The sequence below is a fragment of the Flavobacterium micromati genome (assembly GCF_900129585.1).
Lineage (GTDB): Bacteria > Bacteroidota > Bacteroidia > Flavobacteriales > Flavobacteriaceae > Flavobacterium > Flavobacterium micromati.
This window is the reverse complement of the sequence record NZ_FQWF01000016.1, coordinates 34,825-53,238: the sequence shown is the minus strand read 5'-3', so window position 1 is coordinate 53,238 and position 18,414 is coordinate 34,825. Positions and strand designations below refer to the sequence as shown.

7 protein-coding genes and 2 pseudogenes are annotated in these 18,414 nt (G+C 33.0%); 4 read left to right on the top strand and 5 right to left on the bottom strand.

All coding sequences use genetic code 11. The features are described 5' to 3' along the window. Nucleotides 1–678: 678 nt before the first annotated feature. Nucleotides 679–1,245, top strand: a pseudogene (locus BUB42_RS15035) (IS256 family transposase); the annotation flags it as partial. Between the two features lie 142 nt (nt 1,246–1,387). Here BUB42_RS15035 and istB read toward each other — a convergent pair. Together istB and istA are read right to left on the bottom strand one after the other, a co-directional pair. After that, a complete protein-coding gene (istB, locus tag BUB42_RS15030) occupies nt 1,388–2,122 on the bottom strand; it encodes an IS21-like element helper ATPase IstB (protein ID WP_073021839.1) in 735 nt (244 codons plus the stop codon). A gap of 21 nt (nt 2,123–2,143) precedes the next feature. Further along, the gene (gene istA / locus BUB42_RS15025; RefSeq protein WP_073021837.1) at nt 2,144–3,700 is read right to left on the bottom strand and encodes an IS21 family transposase; all 1,557 of its coding nucleotides are present in this window, start codon (nt 3,698–3,700) and stop codon (nt 2,144–2,146) included. Between the two features lie 143 nt (nt 3,701–3,843). Between istA and BUB42_RS16775 the strand changes: the two are divergent. Beyond that, a pseudogene (locus BUB42_RS16775) lies at nt 3,844–4,485 on the top strand (transposase); the annotation flags it as partial. Nucleotides 4,486–4,551: 66 nt separating this feature from the next. Here the strand turns inward: BUB42_RS16775 and BUB42_RS15015 are convergent. Genes BUB42_RS15015 through BUB42_RS15005 form a run of 3 tightly spaced genes read right to left on the bottom strand, consistent with a single transcriptional unit; the run spans nt 4,552 to nt 7,899 of the window. Next, on the bottom strand, nt 4,552–6,735 hold the full coding sequence (locus BUB42_RS15015) for a hypothetical protein (protein WP_073021833.1): 2,184 nt from the start codon (nt 6,733–6,735) through the stop codon (nt 4,552–4,554). Next, the gene (locus BUB42_RS15010; protein WP_073021831.1) at nt 6,732–7,469 is read right to left on the bottom strand and encodes a hypothetical protein; all 738 of its coding nucleotides are present in this window, start codon (nt 7,467–7,469) and stop codon (nt 6,732–6,734) included. Before BUB42_RS15010 ends, BUB42_RS15015 begins: the two co-directional genes overlap by 4 nt. Before the next feature lie 4 nt (nt 7,470–7,473). Continuing rightward, a complete protein-coding gene (locus tag BUB42_RS15005; RefSeq protein ID WP_170857242.1) occupies nt 7,474–7,899 on the bottom strand; it encodes a T9SS type A sorting domain-containing protein in 426 nt (141 codons plus the stop codon). Between the two features lie 758 nt (nt 7,900–8,657). Here BUB42_RS15005 and BUB42_RS15000 point away from each other — a divergent pair. Together BUB42_RS15000 and BUB42_RS14995 are read left to right on the top strand one after the other, a co-directional pair. Further along, a complete protein-coding gene (locus BUB42_RS15000; protein WP_073021827.1) occupies nt 8,658–14,006 on the top strand; it encodes a type I polyketide synthase in 5,349 nt (1,782 codons plus the stop codon). Nucleotides 14,007–14,066: 60 nt separating this feature from the next. After that, entirely contained in the window at nt 14,067–18,056 is a 3,990-nt protein-coding gene (locus BUB42_RS14995; RefSeq protein ID WP_073021825.1) for a non-ribosomal peptide synthetase, read from the top strand. The last annotated feature ends 358 nt before the right edge of the window (nt 18,057–18,414 follow it).

The window sequence follows — 18,414 nt, the reverse complement described above, 5'->3', positions numbered from 1 at the left end:
CCTTCGTTTGTTCCTTGCAAGGCAAAGATATTTATTAATTTTGTATGTTTGTAAAACTTAAAATGTTAAAGTCCGATTATTAGGGGGTTAGACCAATTTTAAGAAATTTAATTTTTTTTTTAACTACTAGATCGCAATAGGGTATTTTATTAAAATTTTAAAATTCGCAATTATTAAATCTAATGATTCACGCTAATCAAGGGTTGAGAAAACAAGAAGTAATGAAGAAGATCTTTCAAATTATTTGTTTAATAGTCTAAAAATCAGGATCAAATAATATATAAAACGCACATTCAAAGATATTATTATTCAGATTAAAGCTTAAAAATTGGCAAAATCTATTCAACAATCTGCGATAAATTTGAAAAATATTTAAAATATATCTATGAGTGATTCAGTAATAACAACAAATAGGATTGGCTTAAGTCTAGTTAATATATGGTAAATTGATAATTTCTTTAAATTCATACCAAGCCGAGAAAGAAGTAGCTATCATCGCTATTGTTTTCTTTGCGGGGTTTTGGTTCTGATCGATGATTGATTTTAAAGCATACCAGTTTAAGGTAGTGTTTCACTAACTGTGTAAGTTGAAAAGTTATTCTGAAAAATTTTGAGCCCTTAAAGCTCAAAAAATTTTTCGGAAATAACTTTTTAACTATTTTTATATTTTATACAGCTATGATAGACAAAGAAGAATTATTGAACAGCAAGGACTTTTATAAGTCTTTTAAAACAGGAGAAGATTTAACATCATTCTTCAAACAAATGCACAAGCGAGCGGTAGAACACATGCTTGAAGCCGAACTAGATGACCACCTTGATACGGAAAAACATCAAAAAACCAAGGAAGGTAATTATCGTAATGGACATCAAACCAAGAAGATAAAATCTTCAATGGGAGAAAGTGTAATCAAAGTTCCTCGTGATAGAGACGGTACTTTTGAGCCCGCATTAGTGCCAAAAAGGCATAATATAATCGATGGTTTGGAAAATATTATTATCTCTTTTTATGCCAAAGGTATGAGTGTAAGTGATAGTGAAGAGCAAATCAGAGAAATGTATGATTTAGATGTTTCTACTTCAACAATTTCAAGAATAACCAATGCTGTTTCAAGTGAAATTATTGCTTGGGAAAATCGTCCTCTAGAAGACTTATATTTAATTGTTTGGATGGATGGGATTGTTTTTAAAGTTCGTGAAAACTCAAAAGTGATTAACAAAACTATCTATCTTGCCGCTAGATTATAGGGCGATGGCAAGAAAGACATTCTAAAAATGTGGTTTGGAAAGAATATGACTATTCCGATGAAAGTGGACACCTCATTCCGGAGTAAAGTGTACAGTAGTTTTGATGATGATTTCTTGGGTTAAAATTAGACAAAAACTTTTATTGTTTTTTCATTTTTTTTCTCATGGATTCTCCCTTGAGTTCAAAGCGGACTGCCGAGTGGATAATTCGATCCAAAATAGCATCTGCGATTGTCTTTTCTTCAATGAGATCATACCAGTTTTTCACCGGTAGCTGTGAGCAAAAAATGGTTGCCCTTTTTTGATTTCTATCCTCTACCAAATCCATTAGGATCATCTGTTTTTCATTATTGATGGCTTGTAGTCCAAAGTCGTCGATAATCAACAAATCGTGATTCTCGATCTTAGTGAGTTCCCTGATGTAAGAGCCATCTGCTTTGGCCATGATTAATTTTTGGAATAGTTTGCCCAAATTATAGTAAAGTACTTTGTAGCCTTTGATACAGCTTTGGTGTCCCAAGGCTGTTGCTAAAAAACTCTTTCCTGTTCCAGTACAGCCTGTGATGATTAGATTTTCATTTCGGTCAATAAAGGAGCAGTCCGATAAACGGGTAAGAAGGTTTCGCTCGAGATTGTGATCATCGGTATAGCTTATCTCCTCTAAAGACGCTTGATAATGGAACTTTGCATTTTTGAGTAATCGCTCGGTTCGGCTATTGTTGCGGTGATTATCTTCTGATTCAATGAGCCAGGCAATAAACTCATCATTAGTAAATGTGCCTTGGTTTCTGGTTTCGAATGAAGATTCATAAGCTCGTTTCATTCCGTTTAAACGCATTTTCTGCATCTTTTCGATAGTGGCATTTGTGTTAATATTTTGATTTAATTTAAAATGTTAAGCATAATATTCGGGCCCTCTGATATTGTCATGATTAGATAAGGAGACATTGAATAAATCCAGTTCTTCTTCTTTATCAAGTCCTCTCTCTAAAATATTTTTGATAGAATTATAGCTTACTGCATCGTAGCTTAGAGCCCTTTTACAGGCATTATTCAGGCGTTCTTTGTCTATTTTAGCTGCCATGCTCAATATTCCCAAGCAACTCTTATAACTATGTTCAGGATACTGTTTTTTATCCAATATTTTCTCAATGTATTCCTTTGTCCAAGGACCTATTTTTTGCGCCCAAGTGATAAAATATTCCGAACTCCAATCGGCATTGTAGGTGTGACTCACAGGCATATGTTCCTTTACGGTCACATAGTGGTAAGCCTTGCGACTGCGCGGGTGAAGAGCAATACGGGCTTGGTGATGGTAGATTTCCACTATGCTTTGGGTAAGGATCAACTTTACTTTCTTTCCGATATAGGCATTGGGTATGCTGTAATAGTTTTTATCAGCAGCATAATAGACATGGCAATTCTTCTGTACTGTAGCGATTTTATAGTCTCTCAGTTCGTATTTCTCCAAAGGCAATGGCTTTAAAGCATCCTTCTCTATTTCTAAAAAAAGACCGGTACGACTGTGTTGTTTTTTCTGAAAAGGGGTTTGATTGTAAATCAAAAGAAGCTCCTTTATAGCCAAATTCAATTCCGTAATACCGTAAAATTCTTTATCTCGAAGAGCCGCATGGATGCGGGTGTAAGTAATATTTACGGCACCTTCGACAAAGGATTTGTCCTTAGGCTTCAAGGCTCTGGCAGGCATTATTGAAGTGTTGTAATGCGAAGCAAAGCAGGCAAACTGTTCGTTTATATGGGGTTCGTATTTATTGGATTTGGTTACTGCCGATTTCAGATTATCAGGAATAATACAAGCAGGAACGCCTCCCAAATAATGCAGACAATTTTGAACACTGTCTATAAAATCGGGTATCTGTTGAGAAAAAGAGGCTTCCACGTAAGTGTATTGGCTTGAGCCTAGGGTCGCAACAAAGACTTCCACCGGCTTTATTTCGCCTGTTTCCTTGTCAATGATATGGAGTTTCTTGCCAGCATAATCAATGAAAAGCTTTTCCCCTGCTTTGTGGGTAGTAGGCATATAACCTTCCGATTTTTGGCTCCATTTTTTGTAATGCTCACAGAATTGGCTATACATGACTCCTTCGGGGTGTTTTGCCTTATACTCTCCCCAGAGAATATGACGAGTAACACCAACACGTTTTAATTCCTTTTCGAGATAAGGAAAAAAGGAATATAAATCTTTGTGAATCTGCTCTCTGTTGACAGGATTTAACTCATTGGGAACTTCAAAAAGCTCCGATAAATCTTCGCCTTTGAGTTCAAGGAGTTCCTTTAAACAAACCTCAGAAGCGGCAATAGCTCCAAGATATTTGATGATAGTTGTCCTTGATTTCCCAAGGTTTTTAGATATTTGATTGTTTGAAAGACCGTTGTCTTTCATTCTGATGATTTCTCGTATCATAACTGATCCTATTGATTTATTGGCCATACTTATGTGATTTGATCACAAAGTAGAACTAAAAATCATCATCAAAACTGTTCACTTTAAACCGGAATAGGGTGTTCACTTTGCTCCGGAATCACCTGTTCAGTTTGAACCGGAATGGTGTGTTCAGTTTGAACCGGAATATCCAGAATAGAAGTTCTGGCTTTTGGATGAGTGATTCAATAGATATAAAAGCGCGTGGAGTTGAGGATATTTTGATTACAGTAATAATAATTTGAACGGATCTACGCAAACTATCCGAAGCGTTTTTCCGCAATTCTAAACCAAAATACATTTGGTTCATAAGATAAGAAACTTGTAAATAGGTGGTTTGAAAGGACAGAAAGGCATTTGCTGGTGGTATGAAACACAGTTATAACGCGCCAAATAAACAAGCTTAAGAATATGCTTTAAACGATTTTGGTGATAAATGGGAGTCCTAATATTCTTACGCAATAAAATATTGGCGAGACAACTGGGATGAATTATTCGAGTTTTTTGACTTTCTTGTCGAAATTAGAAAAAATCATTTACACAAATAATTTAATAGAAAATCTAAATGGTAAAATTAGAAAATATGCTAATAACAAAATGCCTTTTCCCACAGATGATGCAGTTTTAAAATCTGTTTTGCTTGCTTTACGAGAGGCTATAAAAAAATGGACTATGCCAATTAGAGATTGGAGTATCGTATTAAATATAAGAATCAATTTATCCTTATATTTGTCGAAAGGCTCAAATTAAAAATCCAAGCCTTAACCTTTCAACTTATACACTTTAAAAGATAGTGTAGATTAATTATAAATATTTTTGTTAAGATAGCCTCTACTTTTATAAATTTAATTTTTTAACCCTTAATTCCCATGAGTGACTAAAAGTTGCGGATATGGATTTGGCGTGGTGTTCAAAATTACCGTTGGAACATTATCTTTGACATTTACCAGTAATTTGTTTATTTGAGGGTTAGCCTGTAAATTACTATTTACAAAAATACCTTGTGTCATTCCATAAGTCCTTATTACATCACCTTTTATCGTTGAATTAAGAATATAATTACTCATGCCGTAATGAACTGTTGAGGAAAACACAGGGACATTATCAAGCAGGTTGCAGCCCTCCAAATAACTTCCTTGAGCTCTAAAAACAGCGTCTGTAGGCGCATTATTATAAAAATTACAACTGTACAATGCCAAAGGAGAATCGCGTATAATATTTGGTCCTGTATGATTGGTAAAATCGCAATTTGCCGCTAATGGAAAATTGTTTCCTGAAATATCAATAGCTAATGAGTTTCCATCAAATTTACAATTAATCCAAGCATTTAGATTATCTGCTCTTGTAGCTCTCATAGAGATTGCTGTTCCACAATTCAAATACTGCCCATTGTAGAAAACAACTTTATCAACATATCCAGGATCACTTTGACTATTTGCTGGATTTGGGTCTTGAAAAAAACCAATCTTACAATCGAGAAAACTTACACTATCAAAGAAACAGTTGTCTAGTCCATAATTTCTATATAAATGAATCCCGTAATTTTGATTTCTAAATACTACGTATTTTAGGTTTGTAAAAGCAATTTGATCTATTTCATCAGGAGCAAATATACCAGCATTTCCGCCTTGCAATGTTACATTAGAAAGTATAAAATTATTATCACCAGAAGGGGATTCCTTGAGTGTTATTAAAGGAAATGTGTCTGTCAACCCTACAATTACAGTTTTTCCTGTACCAGATCCAATAATCCCATTTATTCCATTGATAGGTAAGGATAAAGTTGATCCAATATAAAAAATACCTTCTGGTAATTCAGCAATACCATTTTTGTTTATTAAATTTTGGATAAAATCAGTTTGATCAGTTTTATTCACTCGCTCCGTTTTCCAATTTGTTCCTAATGGGTCTGGTAATTTTTCCCATATGGTTCTCTCAAAGGGGGCATACTGAGTGCCCAATATAGCGTTTGACAATGTCGTTTGTACTATGGCAGATTTTTGAATTGCACCATTCAATGTTATATCTTTATTAGCTCCTGCACCTTGAAAGTGTCCTTTCAAATCAAATCCGGTCACATTGCCAGATTTTCTGATATAGTCATCATGTTCTCCAGCAAAATAAAGCACATTCGTTTTTGCTGCTATAGTCGGGGGTATAAAAGGAGTACTCTGATTTTTAATGTACTTATTAAAAAAAAATAAGTTATTAGCATCAATATCAAAAGTTGGAGTTTTAATTGTTGAATATCCATTTCCACCTCCAAAATCAGTAATTTTTACATCACCCATGTTTTGCATAACTAACATAGGTTTTGTTCCAGTACCGCTAAAATTCCATGCTTCACTATCTAAACCAACAAAAGTAATTGACTGTAAATTATCAATGTCCGTAGCGTCGCCAGCAGGAGTCAAAAAATTTGAATGTAAATGTACATTACCATAACTAGGTGTAATACTATTCCCTTTTAATACAAGCATATTTGAAGATGCATGTACTTGATGTTTGATAATTTTATTATTTCTAAAATACCCTGATTGACTACAATTAAAATTTATAGAGGACATAATATTTATAAATAGATTGTTTTCAATCCTAGCATTAGTTGCAACAATATTGCACCACTTAATCGTTTTAAGTGTACAATTAGAAATAATCGCACCTGCTTGAAAAGTTACCTCTTTACCTACTGGGAATAAATCTTCTAAATGCACATTAGTACTTCCCGCAGCTATTGTTATATTAGAGACTTGGGTTAAAGAAGGATGTCCGTACAATCTTTGGTTAGTTTTCATTATTATGTCAACACCTGAATAATCCCCTCTTTCTAAACGGACGGCGCCGTAAGTATCTAAAGCTTGTTGTAAAGTTGCTTTTTTTGCAATTGGTAATAAATAAGCTTTGAAATATTCAATTTCTTCTAACTGGTTATTTACCCCTGTTGGTAAAACTGGAATTTCAATTTGAGCCTCTTCAATTGCATACTGGTAATTTTGTGAAAAAACACCAGGTGAAAAGAGTAAAACATAAATTAAATACTTCATTGTCCTGATATTATATAAGAATTTAATCCTGATTTTCTAAGTAAGCCAAATCGTACATTTCCTGCAGCACTTGTAAACTTTGCACTAGCAGTAACATAATTAATTGTTACGTTTGTTGATGGAAGTATTGTTAATACAGCTCCGTTGTGAGCTTCTAAATTGATAGTATCGCCTATTACCATACTGCTAAACCCAGAAGTTAAAGTTAAGGTGGACGATGTTGTACATTCAATTGTATTACTAATATCTCCTGTCGCTACATTTCTAGAAGTTGTAAATGAAATAATTGCGGCTTTTGCAGTATTTGTTGTGGTTGATCCTACTAATCTATCGGCAGTTTTTGAATGTAATGCATAAGGAACACTTAGAAGTTGTGTGATTCCAATGATATTGTAATTAGTTCCGCCAGCGATATCTACCTGTGTTTCTATAAAGTAAGAACCATTTTGCCAAGGTATTGTGCTAAAATTACCTGTTACATTTTTTCCCGTCCCAATTTCAAGTGAAACTAAGCCATTATTATTTGAAGTAACAGAATGAGACTCTTGATAAATAGCAGTTCCGTTAGCAGCACCTTGATGTATAATTATTTTGAGGCTTACATTAGAATTTAGCAACAAGCTATTATCTTGTGCTCGAATAATTGCCTGATAACTAACTTTCTCTGGCGATTGTGCAGATAGCTTTATTGAAACAGCCAGTAATAAAAATAGAATGATTAATGATTGCTTCATTATTTTATTGTTTAATTATTTTAAATGTGTTTAAAACTTTGTTGTTAACGTATATTCGAAGAACGTAAATAGAAGGGGTTAGATTGTTTAAACTAATCTGGCTTTGAATTTGATTGATGGTGTTTTGTTTTATCAACCTTCCTTGCAAATTATAAAGTTGATAAGATTGTTGACCTGTTACTAAATCAAAACCTTTCAAATTCACATTTACAAAATCTGCAGTTGGATTTGGGAAAACAAATACTTCGGCTTTCCCCTCAATAGCTTCTACTATATTTTCGCTTTTATTTAATTCTTGATGCTGTATACCTTGAGCCACGTTATAGACTGATTCTAGTCCAATATAGGTATAAAATACTTGACCTATTGAGTAAGAAATAGAACCAGAACTTCCAGTTGCATTATTACCAGACGTAATTATTGTCTCCATAATATCATTACTATTAACTTGGTTATTTTGCCCAATTCCTTTCAAGGAAAAAAACAAAATTAACAGTAATGGTAGGTTTACTTTTTTTGATTGCAGGTTCATCACGGTAAAAAGGACTTTTAAATATTAGTTTTGCAAAAATATTTAAATTCATAAAATAACCGTCATAATTAATATAAAATCTGCTTAACTACATAATATTGATCGATTTAGTAACTATTTACTTATGTCCACTAATATATTTTATTCAAAAATCAATCTACGTATTAGATTTGAGCCCCTAAATAATAATAATTGTGAATTAAATAACTTATGTTTTTAATCATCAGAAATACTATTTTACAGTAACGCCGCTATATTTGAAAAAGTATGTATAAATATAATTAGTTGCGAAATAATCAGGTTTTATTATTTAAAAATACTTTCAAAATTCGCAGTTTTTTTTAAAAACCACTAGAAAAAATGCAATTCACCGACAATAAAAGCTTTATATAGAAAACAAAAGTGTTAATAATATTTTTTTCATTAATTTGATAAATATTGACTTTTTAGACAAAGTTTTGGAGTTTCTACTAACACCACTTTTTTTGTCATAATAAAACTTCTTTGTGCAGCAAGTTTATGATAATGTAAACTATTAACCTATTTCAAACAAGGCCCCAATTTTCAGTTATAATTATATTCTTCAATATTTTGTTGTCACTTATTTTAAAAAATATTTTATTAAAATAATAATCTTCAATTTTAATTAATCAAAAATGAAAGGAACTAACAACAACAGTTTTGGAAACGAGATAAGTGGAGCTAAAATAGCGTATCCCAAAAGCACGCTGCACCAGCTATTTGCTGAGCAAGCAGAAATATCTCCTAATTCGATAGCTCTTGAATATGATAGTGAACAGTTGACGTACAAGCAATTAGAAAAATTAGTAAATCAAATGGCAAATTATTTTTTTGCAGAAGGTTTACGCCCTGGACAAATTGTTGCTGTTTCTCTGGATCGATCTCCTAAATTAATTGTTTCTCTTTTTGCTATATTACAATGCGGAGCTGCTTATTTACCTTTGGATCCAAAATTTCCAACTGCACGATTAGATTATATGTTTCAAGATAGTGACGCTAGTTTTTTAATAACTACAGCATCACTTTTGAGTTCGGGACCAAATTGTTCAAAAACGATATTAATCGAAGAGGCATTTTCAGTGCTTGATAATTTCCCTGAAAAGAGAATTTTAGTTACCGTTCCCCATCAGGCAGTTGCTTATTTAATTTATACTTCTGGATCAACTGGAAAACCTAAAGGAGTTGCTGTAACTCATAGGAATTTAGTGAACTTTATTTTTTGCATGGCGCTTAAACCTGGAATAAATATAAACGATAAATTATTGTCAATTACTACAATTTCGTTTGATATTGCAGGTCTGGAATTGTTTCTTCCCCTAATAAAAGGCGCTTCATTAGTTTTTGCTGATTATGAGACTACACGTGATGGTCACATTTTACTCCGTCTTTTAAAAGAAAAAGAAATCACTATACTGCAGGCTACTCCTACTACATGGCAATTGCTGCTGGATTCTGGCTGGGAAACCCCGCTAGCTTTAAAAGCGCTTTGTGGTGGCGAAGCTATGCCTTTGAATCTTGCACGTCAGCTAATTTCAAAATGTGATTCACTTTGGAATATGTATGGCCCAACAGAAACTACGATTTGGTCTATTACTAAACAAATTCTTGAAGAAGATGAGGTAATCACAATTGGGCTGCCTATTGGCAATACTCAAATTTACTTATTGAATGAACAAGGACAGGCTGTTGTACCTGGATCAGTTGGAGAAATTGTTATTGGCGGTGACGGTGTTACTCAAGGTTATTGGAAAAGACCTGAGCTTACTAGTGAAAAATTTATACCAAATCCATTTTCAAAAAAAGTAAACTCTATTCTTTACCGTACTGGAGACCTAGGAAAATTATTAGCAAATGGAGAATTTCAATGCTTAGGACGGATCGACAATCAAGTAAAGATAAGAGGACACCGTATTGAATTAGGGGAAATAGAAGCTACTTTGAATAGTATTCTTGGCATAAAGCAATCCGCTGTAATTGTTAGTAAGTATTTTGGAAATGAAGATAAACTTGTGGCTTATTTAAAATGCGATGAGCAATTACTAGATGAAAAGCTAATTCATAATGAACTTTCAAAAATTTTACCAGAAATATTATTACCATCTAAATACATTTTAGTGGATGATTTTCCAATAACTCCAAATGGAAAAATTGATAAAAAAAACTTACCCGTTTTTAAATATAAAAGACCTGTTTCTGCCCCTCTTTTTAAGAAACCCAACACTCAATTAGAAAAAGATATTGCAAAGATTTGGCGTGAGGAATTGCAAATACCAAATATTGGCATTGATGATAATTTTTTTGATATGGGCGGTAGTTCAATTTTAGCACAAAAAGTATCTTCATTGACGAGAAAACGCCTATTGATAGAGCTACCTGTTTCAAAAATTTATATTCACCCTACAATTGGTGAACTTTCTATTATTTTAGGTGAGAATAGAAGCGAGGAAAAATTATTTGAATTGAAAAAAACTATTGAAAAAACAAATTCAACAGACATTGCAATAATTGGTATGGCTGGGAGATTTCCTGGTTCTGATTCTATACCGGAATTATGGGAAAATATAAAGGAAGGGAAAGAAACAATATCATTTTTTTCAAAAGAAGAATTAGATATCAGTTTACCTGAAAGTCTTCGTAGCGACCCTCTTTATATTGGCGCAAGAGGACTTTTGCCTTCTGCTAAAACATTTGATGCTAATTTCTTTGGATTAAATCCACAACTTGCTGCAGCAATGGATCCTCAAATAAGGATATTTTTAGAGATTGCATGGGAAGCATTAGAACAATCAGGACATTTGCCTAAACATTATAATGGTAGTATAGGAGTCTATTCGGGCTCTGAAATCAATACTTATTATGAAAATAATATATTTAACAACAATGAATTAAAAAATCAGATAGGTGAATTACAAATATATACTGTTAATGGAAAAGATTTTATTGCTCCTCGTACTTCATATCATTTAAATTTAAAAGGCCCTTCCGTCAGCGTACATTCCGCCTGCTCAACTTCTTTATTAGCAGTTGCAGAAGCTGTAAAAGCAATTAGAGCCGGTATGTGTGATGTCGCTCTTGCTGGAGGATCAAGTGTTACTGCACCAATTTACAGTGGTCATCTTTACGACGATGGATTTATAAAAAGCCCAGACGGACGCACTCGACCTTTTGAGGCTTCTGGAAAAGGTACCGTTTTTAGTGATGGAGCTGGAGTAGTTTTACTAAAAAGATTAGCAGATGCTCAAAGAGATGGAGACATTATATATGGACTAATAAAAGGAGTGGGTATAAATAATGACGGAGGAGACAAAGGCAGTTTTATGGCTCCAAGTTCTAAAGGTCAAGCTGGAGCAATAATTAATGCGCTCAATGATGCACAAATATTACCTTCAACTATTAGTTATCTAGAAGCACACGGTACCGCAACTCCTATTGGAGACCCAATAGAAATAGAAGGACTTAAAATAGCTTATGGCAAACAAGAAAAAAATGGTTACTGTGCGTTAGGGTCCATTAAAAGTAATATGGGACATACCACAGCTGCAGCCGGTGTTGCAGGTTTGATTAAAACAATTTTGTCAATGCGCCATAAGCAAATACCTCCCATGGTGGGTTTTAATACTCCAAATCCAAATATAGATTTTGAAAATAGCCCTTTCTATATAAATCGCAAGTTGATTGATTGGGATGTGGATGGTAAAAGAATAGCTGGAGTGAGTTCGTTTGGCATCGGCAGCACAAATGTTCATGTTATTGTCGAAGAATATGATATAGAACCTACTAAATCTTCATGCGGACGACCTCTTCAATTACTGTTATGGTCTGCAAAAAGTCGAAACAGTTTACTGGGTTACGAAAATGAGTTGGGTAATTTTATTGATAGATCGAAAAACATAGCTTTGGCAGACATAGCGTATTCATTAAACATAACTAGAGAGGAGTTTAGTCATAGAAGTTTTATAGTAGCTGATTCTATGAATGATGCTGCTGAGAAATTACTTTCTAAAAAAACAAAAAATACTAAACCCTTCCAGTTAAAGAGTGTAACTACTGAAATGGGATTTCTCTTTCCTGGACAAGGAGCTCAATATTTGCAAATGGGCAAAACTTTATATGATAACGAGAAAGTGTATCGTGATTCCGTAGATAAATGTGCTGAACTATTGATGGAAGATTTAAAATTAGATATTCGTCACGTAATCTATCCAGAAATTAATTCAAGTGATGCCATAGCGCTTCTCAAAGATACTCGCTTAACACAACCCGCTTTATTCGTTACAGAATATGCTTTATCTCAGTTATGGATGAGTTGGGGAATAAAACCGACTTTCCTTTGCGGTCACAGTATTGGAGAATTTACTGCAGCACATTTAGCAGGGATTCTAAATTTAAAAGATGCATTACACATAGTCGCAGTTCGGGGTCGTTTAATAAGTCAATTACCAACTGGATCTATGCTGGCAGTTCGCGTTTCAATAGAAAGGTTGCGTGAACTACTCCCAGAAACACTTTCAGTTGCTGCAATAAATTCAAATCAGTTTTGTGTTGTTTCAGGCACAAATCAAGACATAGCTATTTTTAATCAAGAACTTGAAGATCTTGATATTCCAAATAAGATACTTATCACAAGTCATGCATTTCACTCTTTTATGATGGATCCTATTTTAGAATCTTTTAAAGAGGAAATAGAAAAAATAAAACTAAATATTCCTAGATTGCCTATTATTTCGACAGTTTCAGGAACTTGGCTTACCGATATTGAAGCTATAAGTCCCATTTATTGGGTTAGTCATTTAAAAAGTACAGTACGGTTTGCAGATGCAATAGATACCGCATTTGAATTAGATGATTATATATTATTAGAAGTAGGTCCAGGTCAAACCCTCACTACCTTAGCTCGTCAGCAAGCTTCTGGTAAAATTATAGCTGCTTTTCCTAGTTTGACTTTTTCTAAAGATGTTAAAGAAAACGAATATACTACTTTATTAAATGCCATAGGGGAGCTATGGCTCAGAGGTGTAAACCCTGATTGGAATTCTTTTTATGAAAAACAACAAAGACAAAAGGTCGATTTGCCAAGTTATGTTTTTGATCGCAAACCTTGTTGGATTGAGCCTCTCATTAATGCTGAAAAAAAGGTTATTCAAAAGGTTCAGGTCTCAAATAATATGCCTTTAGTTTCAGATGCAGACAAAGTTATATTAAAAACAGATAGTAGAAGTATCAAAACAAACGATACAAGAAAAGATTCCATACTTATTAAGATAGCAAAAATCATTACCAGTGCGTCAGGTATAACTTATGAATCTGAATCAGCTATTAATACTTTCTTAGAACTAGGTTTAGATTCTTTATCGCTTACTCAATTATCAGGAAGATTGAAAAAAGAGTTTGATTTACCAATTACTTTTAGACAATTGAATGAAGGTTTTCCAACACCATTGCTTTTAGCGGATTATATTAATAAAAATCTTCCCAAAGAGCATCCTGATGAATTTCCTAATGTAATAGAAAGGCCTAATAAACAAAATATTGAGTCTCTAGATTTAACAAATGACATTCAATTTGCATCCAATAGCAATCAAATTTTATTAGAACAAGTCGTTCATCAAATACAGCTTTTGAATGATAAGATTGACCAATTACAAATTCATCAAAACTCTTTATTAAACGGAAATTCAATAAAAGATAATCCAAAAATAGATCCTTTTTTTTCCAATAACTTTACTACTAAAAATCGAGTCAAAAAAAATGGTGATCGAAAACAAAAAAATTTTTTTGATATTTCAAAGAATAGTGGTCAGCAGTTATTTGAGACCAAACCAGCAGGAAAAAAGTACATTATAATGGCAAATGAATCTCCTGTAAAAGGGTGGAAATTGGGACGAGATGAAAATGGATATCCTGCATGGTTTATAGAAAATTCCAACCAAAAAGGAAGTTTTGTGAAGATAAAGTCCATAGAACCAAATGAACATAGTAATTAACTACTATTTTAAATTGTCAATGTAAAAAACGGTACAATCACATTTAAAAAAAATAGAATCATGAAAGATCAAACTGAACTACAAATTGAAACTCTATTTAATCCATTTTCGCTTGAAATTGAAAGAGTAATTTATGCTACAAATTCACAATTAGAAATATGGACTGATTGTATGTTTGGTGGCCATGAAGCTAACAAAGCTTATAACCTGTCTGTATCCATTAAATTTAAAGGTAGGTTAATAGTTGATAAACTTGAACAAGCAGTAAAGACTTTAGTGCAACGTCATGAATGTTTGAGAGCTACATTTAGTCCTGACGGGCGCTTTATGAGTATTTACAGCGATGTCAATATCGAAATTTCTCATATTAATTTTTCTAATCAAATATTCCCTGAAAAAGAAGTTTCCATTAATACTGTAATAAAAGAAGAAGTTGATTCTCTTTTTGACCTTGTCAACGGTCCTTTATTTAGAGTTAGTTTAATAAAAATCGAGGATTTGGAATATCTTTTAACTCTAACATTCCATCATATTATTGGAGATGGACTGAGTTTTGACATAATATTAGAAGAACTCGGCACACTATATTCTGCATTCATAGAAAATGCAACACCAATACTTCCTAATCCTGAACGTTTTAGTGAATTTGCCGAAAAAACTAATTCATTTATCGAAAGTAGGGAGTACAAACCTGTAGAAGATTTTTGGCTAAACATTTATAAGGAATCGGTTCCCACAATTGACTTAAAACTAGATTTCGTTCGACCTGAGGTACGTACCTATAACTGTCATCGCATGGATTTTCCTTTGGATGATAAAATTATAAACGCATTAAAAAATATAGGAGTTAGTAATGGTTGCAGTTTAGTTACAACTTTGCTTGCTGCTTTCGAAGTTCTTTTATACAAACTTACTAATCAAAATGATTTAGTAGTAGGATTTCCATCGTCAGGAAATATATTATACGATATGAGACAATTAGTCGGCGATTGTGTAAATCTACTTCCTTTGCGCAGTAAAGTTGATCCAAACCTTAGCTTCTTAAACTATCTAAAACAAAGAAATTCGCAACTGTTTGATGCTTATGAACATCAGCAAGTTACTTTTGGGCATCTTCTTAAGAGTTTTGCAATAGCGCGAGATCCTTCAAGAATTCCTTTAATACCAATAGTATTTACTGTCGATTTGAATAGAGATATCGAAAATGAGTTTTCATTTTCAGGTCTTTCTCATGAATTTAAAATTAACCCAAGACAATATGCAACCTTTGAAATTCAACTTCATGCTTTTAGGACTAAAAATGGACCATCATTTCAATGGACTTATAATACTACTCTATTCAATCAAGAAACGATAAATCAAATGATGATAACATTTGAAAAAATATTACAAAAAGTTGTTGAGGACCCTTCAAAATCTATAAGTCAAATTACATTTCAAGATTTTAAAAAGGATTATAATGAAATAAGCGGAATCTTAACCAGCTATCCCAAGAGCACATTGCATGAACTTTTTGCTAAAAGAGTTGAGATTTTTCCTAGTTCAATTGCACTTGAGTTTAATGATAAAAAAATCACCTATCGTGAATTAGGAAAAATGATAAATCAAATGGCAAATTATCTTTGGTTTCAAGGTTTGAGACCTGGACAAACTGTTGCTATTTCATTGGATAGATCCCCTGAATTAATAGCTTCCCTTTTCGCTGTTTTGCAATGTGGTGCATGTTATATTCCTATAGATATCTCGTATCCTGAAGCAAGACTAAATTTAATGATTGAAGATTCAGATGCTACTTTTTATATAGGTTTAGATACAAAAAGGAACTTGCCAAACAAAGTTATTTCTCTTTCTGTCGGAGAAATATTAAATGCAATATTGGATTTCCCATCAGAACCTGTAAATCTTAAGGTTTCAACTAAATCTGCAGCATATATAATTTATACCTCTGGATCTACTGGAAAACCAAAAGGCGTTAAAGTTGCTCATCGCAATGTTATAAACCTTATTTATTCGATGGCAAAAGAGCCAGGAATTAGTGCAAAGGATAAAATATTTGCATTAACAACCATTGCATTTGATGCGATGGTAATGGAAATCTACTTACCACTACTTTTTGGAGCTTGTGTTGTGCTTGTTGATGACGAAACTAGGAGCGATGGACAGCTTTTACTTAAAAAAGCTATAAAGGATAAAATCACGGTCATGTGGGGAACTCCAAGCATGTGGCAAATTCTACTAAATTCAGGATGGGAAATACCCTTGAATATGAAAGCACTTATTGGTGGCGAACCCGTGCCATTGCACTTGGCTCATGAACTGCTTTCACGATGCAGTGAATTATGGAACATTTATGGACCCACTGAAACTACCGTATGTTGTGCCCTAACTCAAATTTCAGTAAATGATAATCCAATAACAATCGGAAAACCTATTGCCAACACTCAAATTTATATTTTGAACCCAAAAGGAATACCTGTAATTCAAGGTGAGGTAGGAGAAATTGTTATAGCTGGAGATGGAGTGTCTTTAGGATATGTTAATCGCTCTGAACTCACAAATGAACGTTTTATAAATAATCCTTTTCAATCTGGTCGTAAAATGTACCTTTCTGGCGATTTAGGAAAAATTTCACCTAATGGTCAATTGCAATGTCTAGGAAGAATAGATCAACAAGTAAAAGTACGGGGTTACCGCATAGAATTAGGAGAAATTGAACATGTTTTAATGTCAATTGATGGTATTAAATCGGCTGTTGTTTTAGCTGAAACAGATATTTTAATTGCTTTTATTATAGCAGATTTTGAATACAGTAACGAACTTGATCTAATTCGGTTATGGCGAAATGAATTGGCTTCACAATTACCCACTTTTATGGTTCCAGATGTTTTTCATGTTTTGGACAAAATGCCAACTACCATAAACGATAAAATAGATCGGAAAGCATTATTACAATATAAATCAAATTTTAAATGTAAAGAAGAATATACTGCTCCCAGAACAGAAGAAGAAAAAATAGTTGCCACTATTTGGAAAAAAAATTTAAATATTGAAAATATAGATATTTTTAGTAATTTTTTCGAAATAGGTGGACATTCAATTAAGGCGGTATCTGTTATGATTGAAATAGAGAAACATACTGGCAAACGATTTCCTCTTTCGTCCTTATTCCAATATTCTACTGTTGAAAAATTTGCCAAATTATTAAAAACTGAAAGTGAAATTTTATCAAATTTTTTAGTACCACTTAAACCAAGCGGAAATAAAACCCCTCTTTTTATAGTTCATGGAGCGGGACTTAATATCTTAAATTTTGCGCACGTAATTAATCACTTTGATGAAAACCAACCCGTTTATGGTTTTCAGGGAATTGGCCCAAATGGCTATGATAATTGGTTTGAATCTATCGAAGATATGGCAGCTTGCTACATAGAGTCAATTATAAAAATAAATCCCAAAGGACCTTATGCAGTTGCTGGATTTTCGTTTGGAGGCATCGTTGCTTTTGAAATTGCACGCCAATTAAGAGAACAAGGAAAAACGGTAAGTATTATAGCTTTATTAGATACGTATGTTGATTCATCGTATTATTATGCATCTCCTTTGCAAAAAAGAGTAGTAAGATATTATGATCATACTTATAGACGATTAGATTACTTAACAGGAATGCTTACAAGCTGGAAATCATTAAAATTGCGTGTAAGCTCAAAAAAAGAATATTTACAAAAAAAGTATTTTGGACTAAAAGATAATATGACTGAACAAGAAGCACTAGCACTTAAGGAATTTATAGAAGCTGATAGCATGGTTAAAAAAATTGTTGATCGCTATCACCTTAAACCGCAAAACTGTAACGTAGATTTATTTCGTTCAAAAGATGATGACAACTACAAATTAGATTCAACACACTTAGGATGGAAAAAAGCGGCATTAAAGGGTATTACAATTCACAATATCTCTGGTAATCATTTAGGGATTGTAGCACCCCCACACGACAAAGTATTAGCAAAAATGATTCAGAATCTGTTAAATGAGAAACATGCATATATCTAGAGTAAAATATTCTTAAAACTATCAGAATAAAATCATTGCAAACTAAGATTGATGAAACCACTAATTGTTTGACCACAATTATTCAAAACTAATTATCCAAATTAGTATTTTATTCGCCGAGAATTTTGTGCTTTTAAGTCCGTTGCCGACTTTAAAAGCAAATACAATATAATAAAATATCATTCTTAAAATAATCAGGAAGCTATTGTTTCGCTTATGGTTTATACAATTCATTTTTAGTTTATTGCTTCTACGAACCAAATTATCTCGAAAAATCAATACATCTAAATTTTAAGAACACAAAAGGGTATATAAAAATGATTTTCTTCTGTTAAAAAATTTAATAATTAGATGTAAA

Excerpts from the sequence above, each read along its gene's own strand:
- BUB42_RS15010 (WP_073021831.1), bottom strand. The coding sequence starts at position 7,469 with ATGAAGCAATCATTAATCATTCTATTTTTATTACTGGCTGTTTCAATA.
- BUB42_RS15000 (WP_073021827.1), top strand. The coding sequence starts at position 8,658 with ATGAAAGGAACTAACAACAACAGTTTTGGAAACGAGATAAGTGGAGCT.
- BUB42_RS15015 (WP_073021833.1), bottom strand. The coding sequence starts at position 6,735 with ATGAAGTATTTAATTTATGTTTTACTCTTTTCACCTGGTGTTTTTTCA.
- BUB42_RS14995 (WP_073021825.1), top strand. The coding sequence starts at position 14,067 with ATGAAAGATCAAACTGAACTACAAATTGAAACTCTATTTAATCCATTT.
- istA (WP_073021837.1), bottom strand. The coding sequence starts at position 3,700 with ATGGCCAATAAATCAATAGGATCAGTTATGATACGAGAAATCATCAGA.
- BUB42_RS15005 (WP_170857242.1), bottom strand. The coding sequence starts at position 7,899 with ATGGAGACAATAATTACGTCTGGTAATAATGCAACTGGAAGTTCTGGT.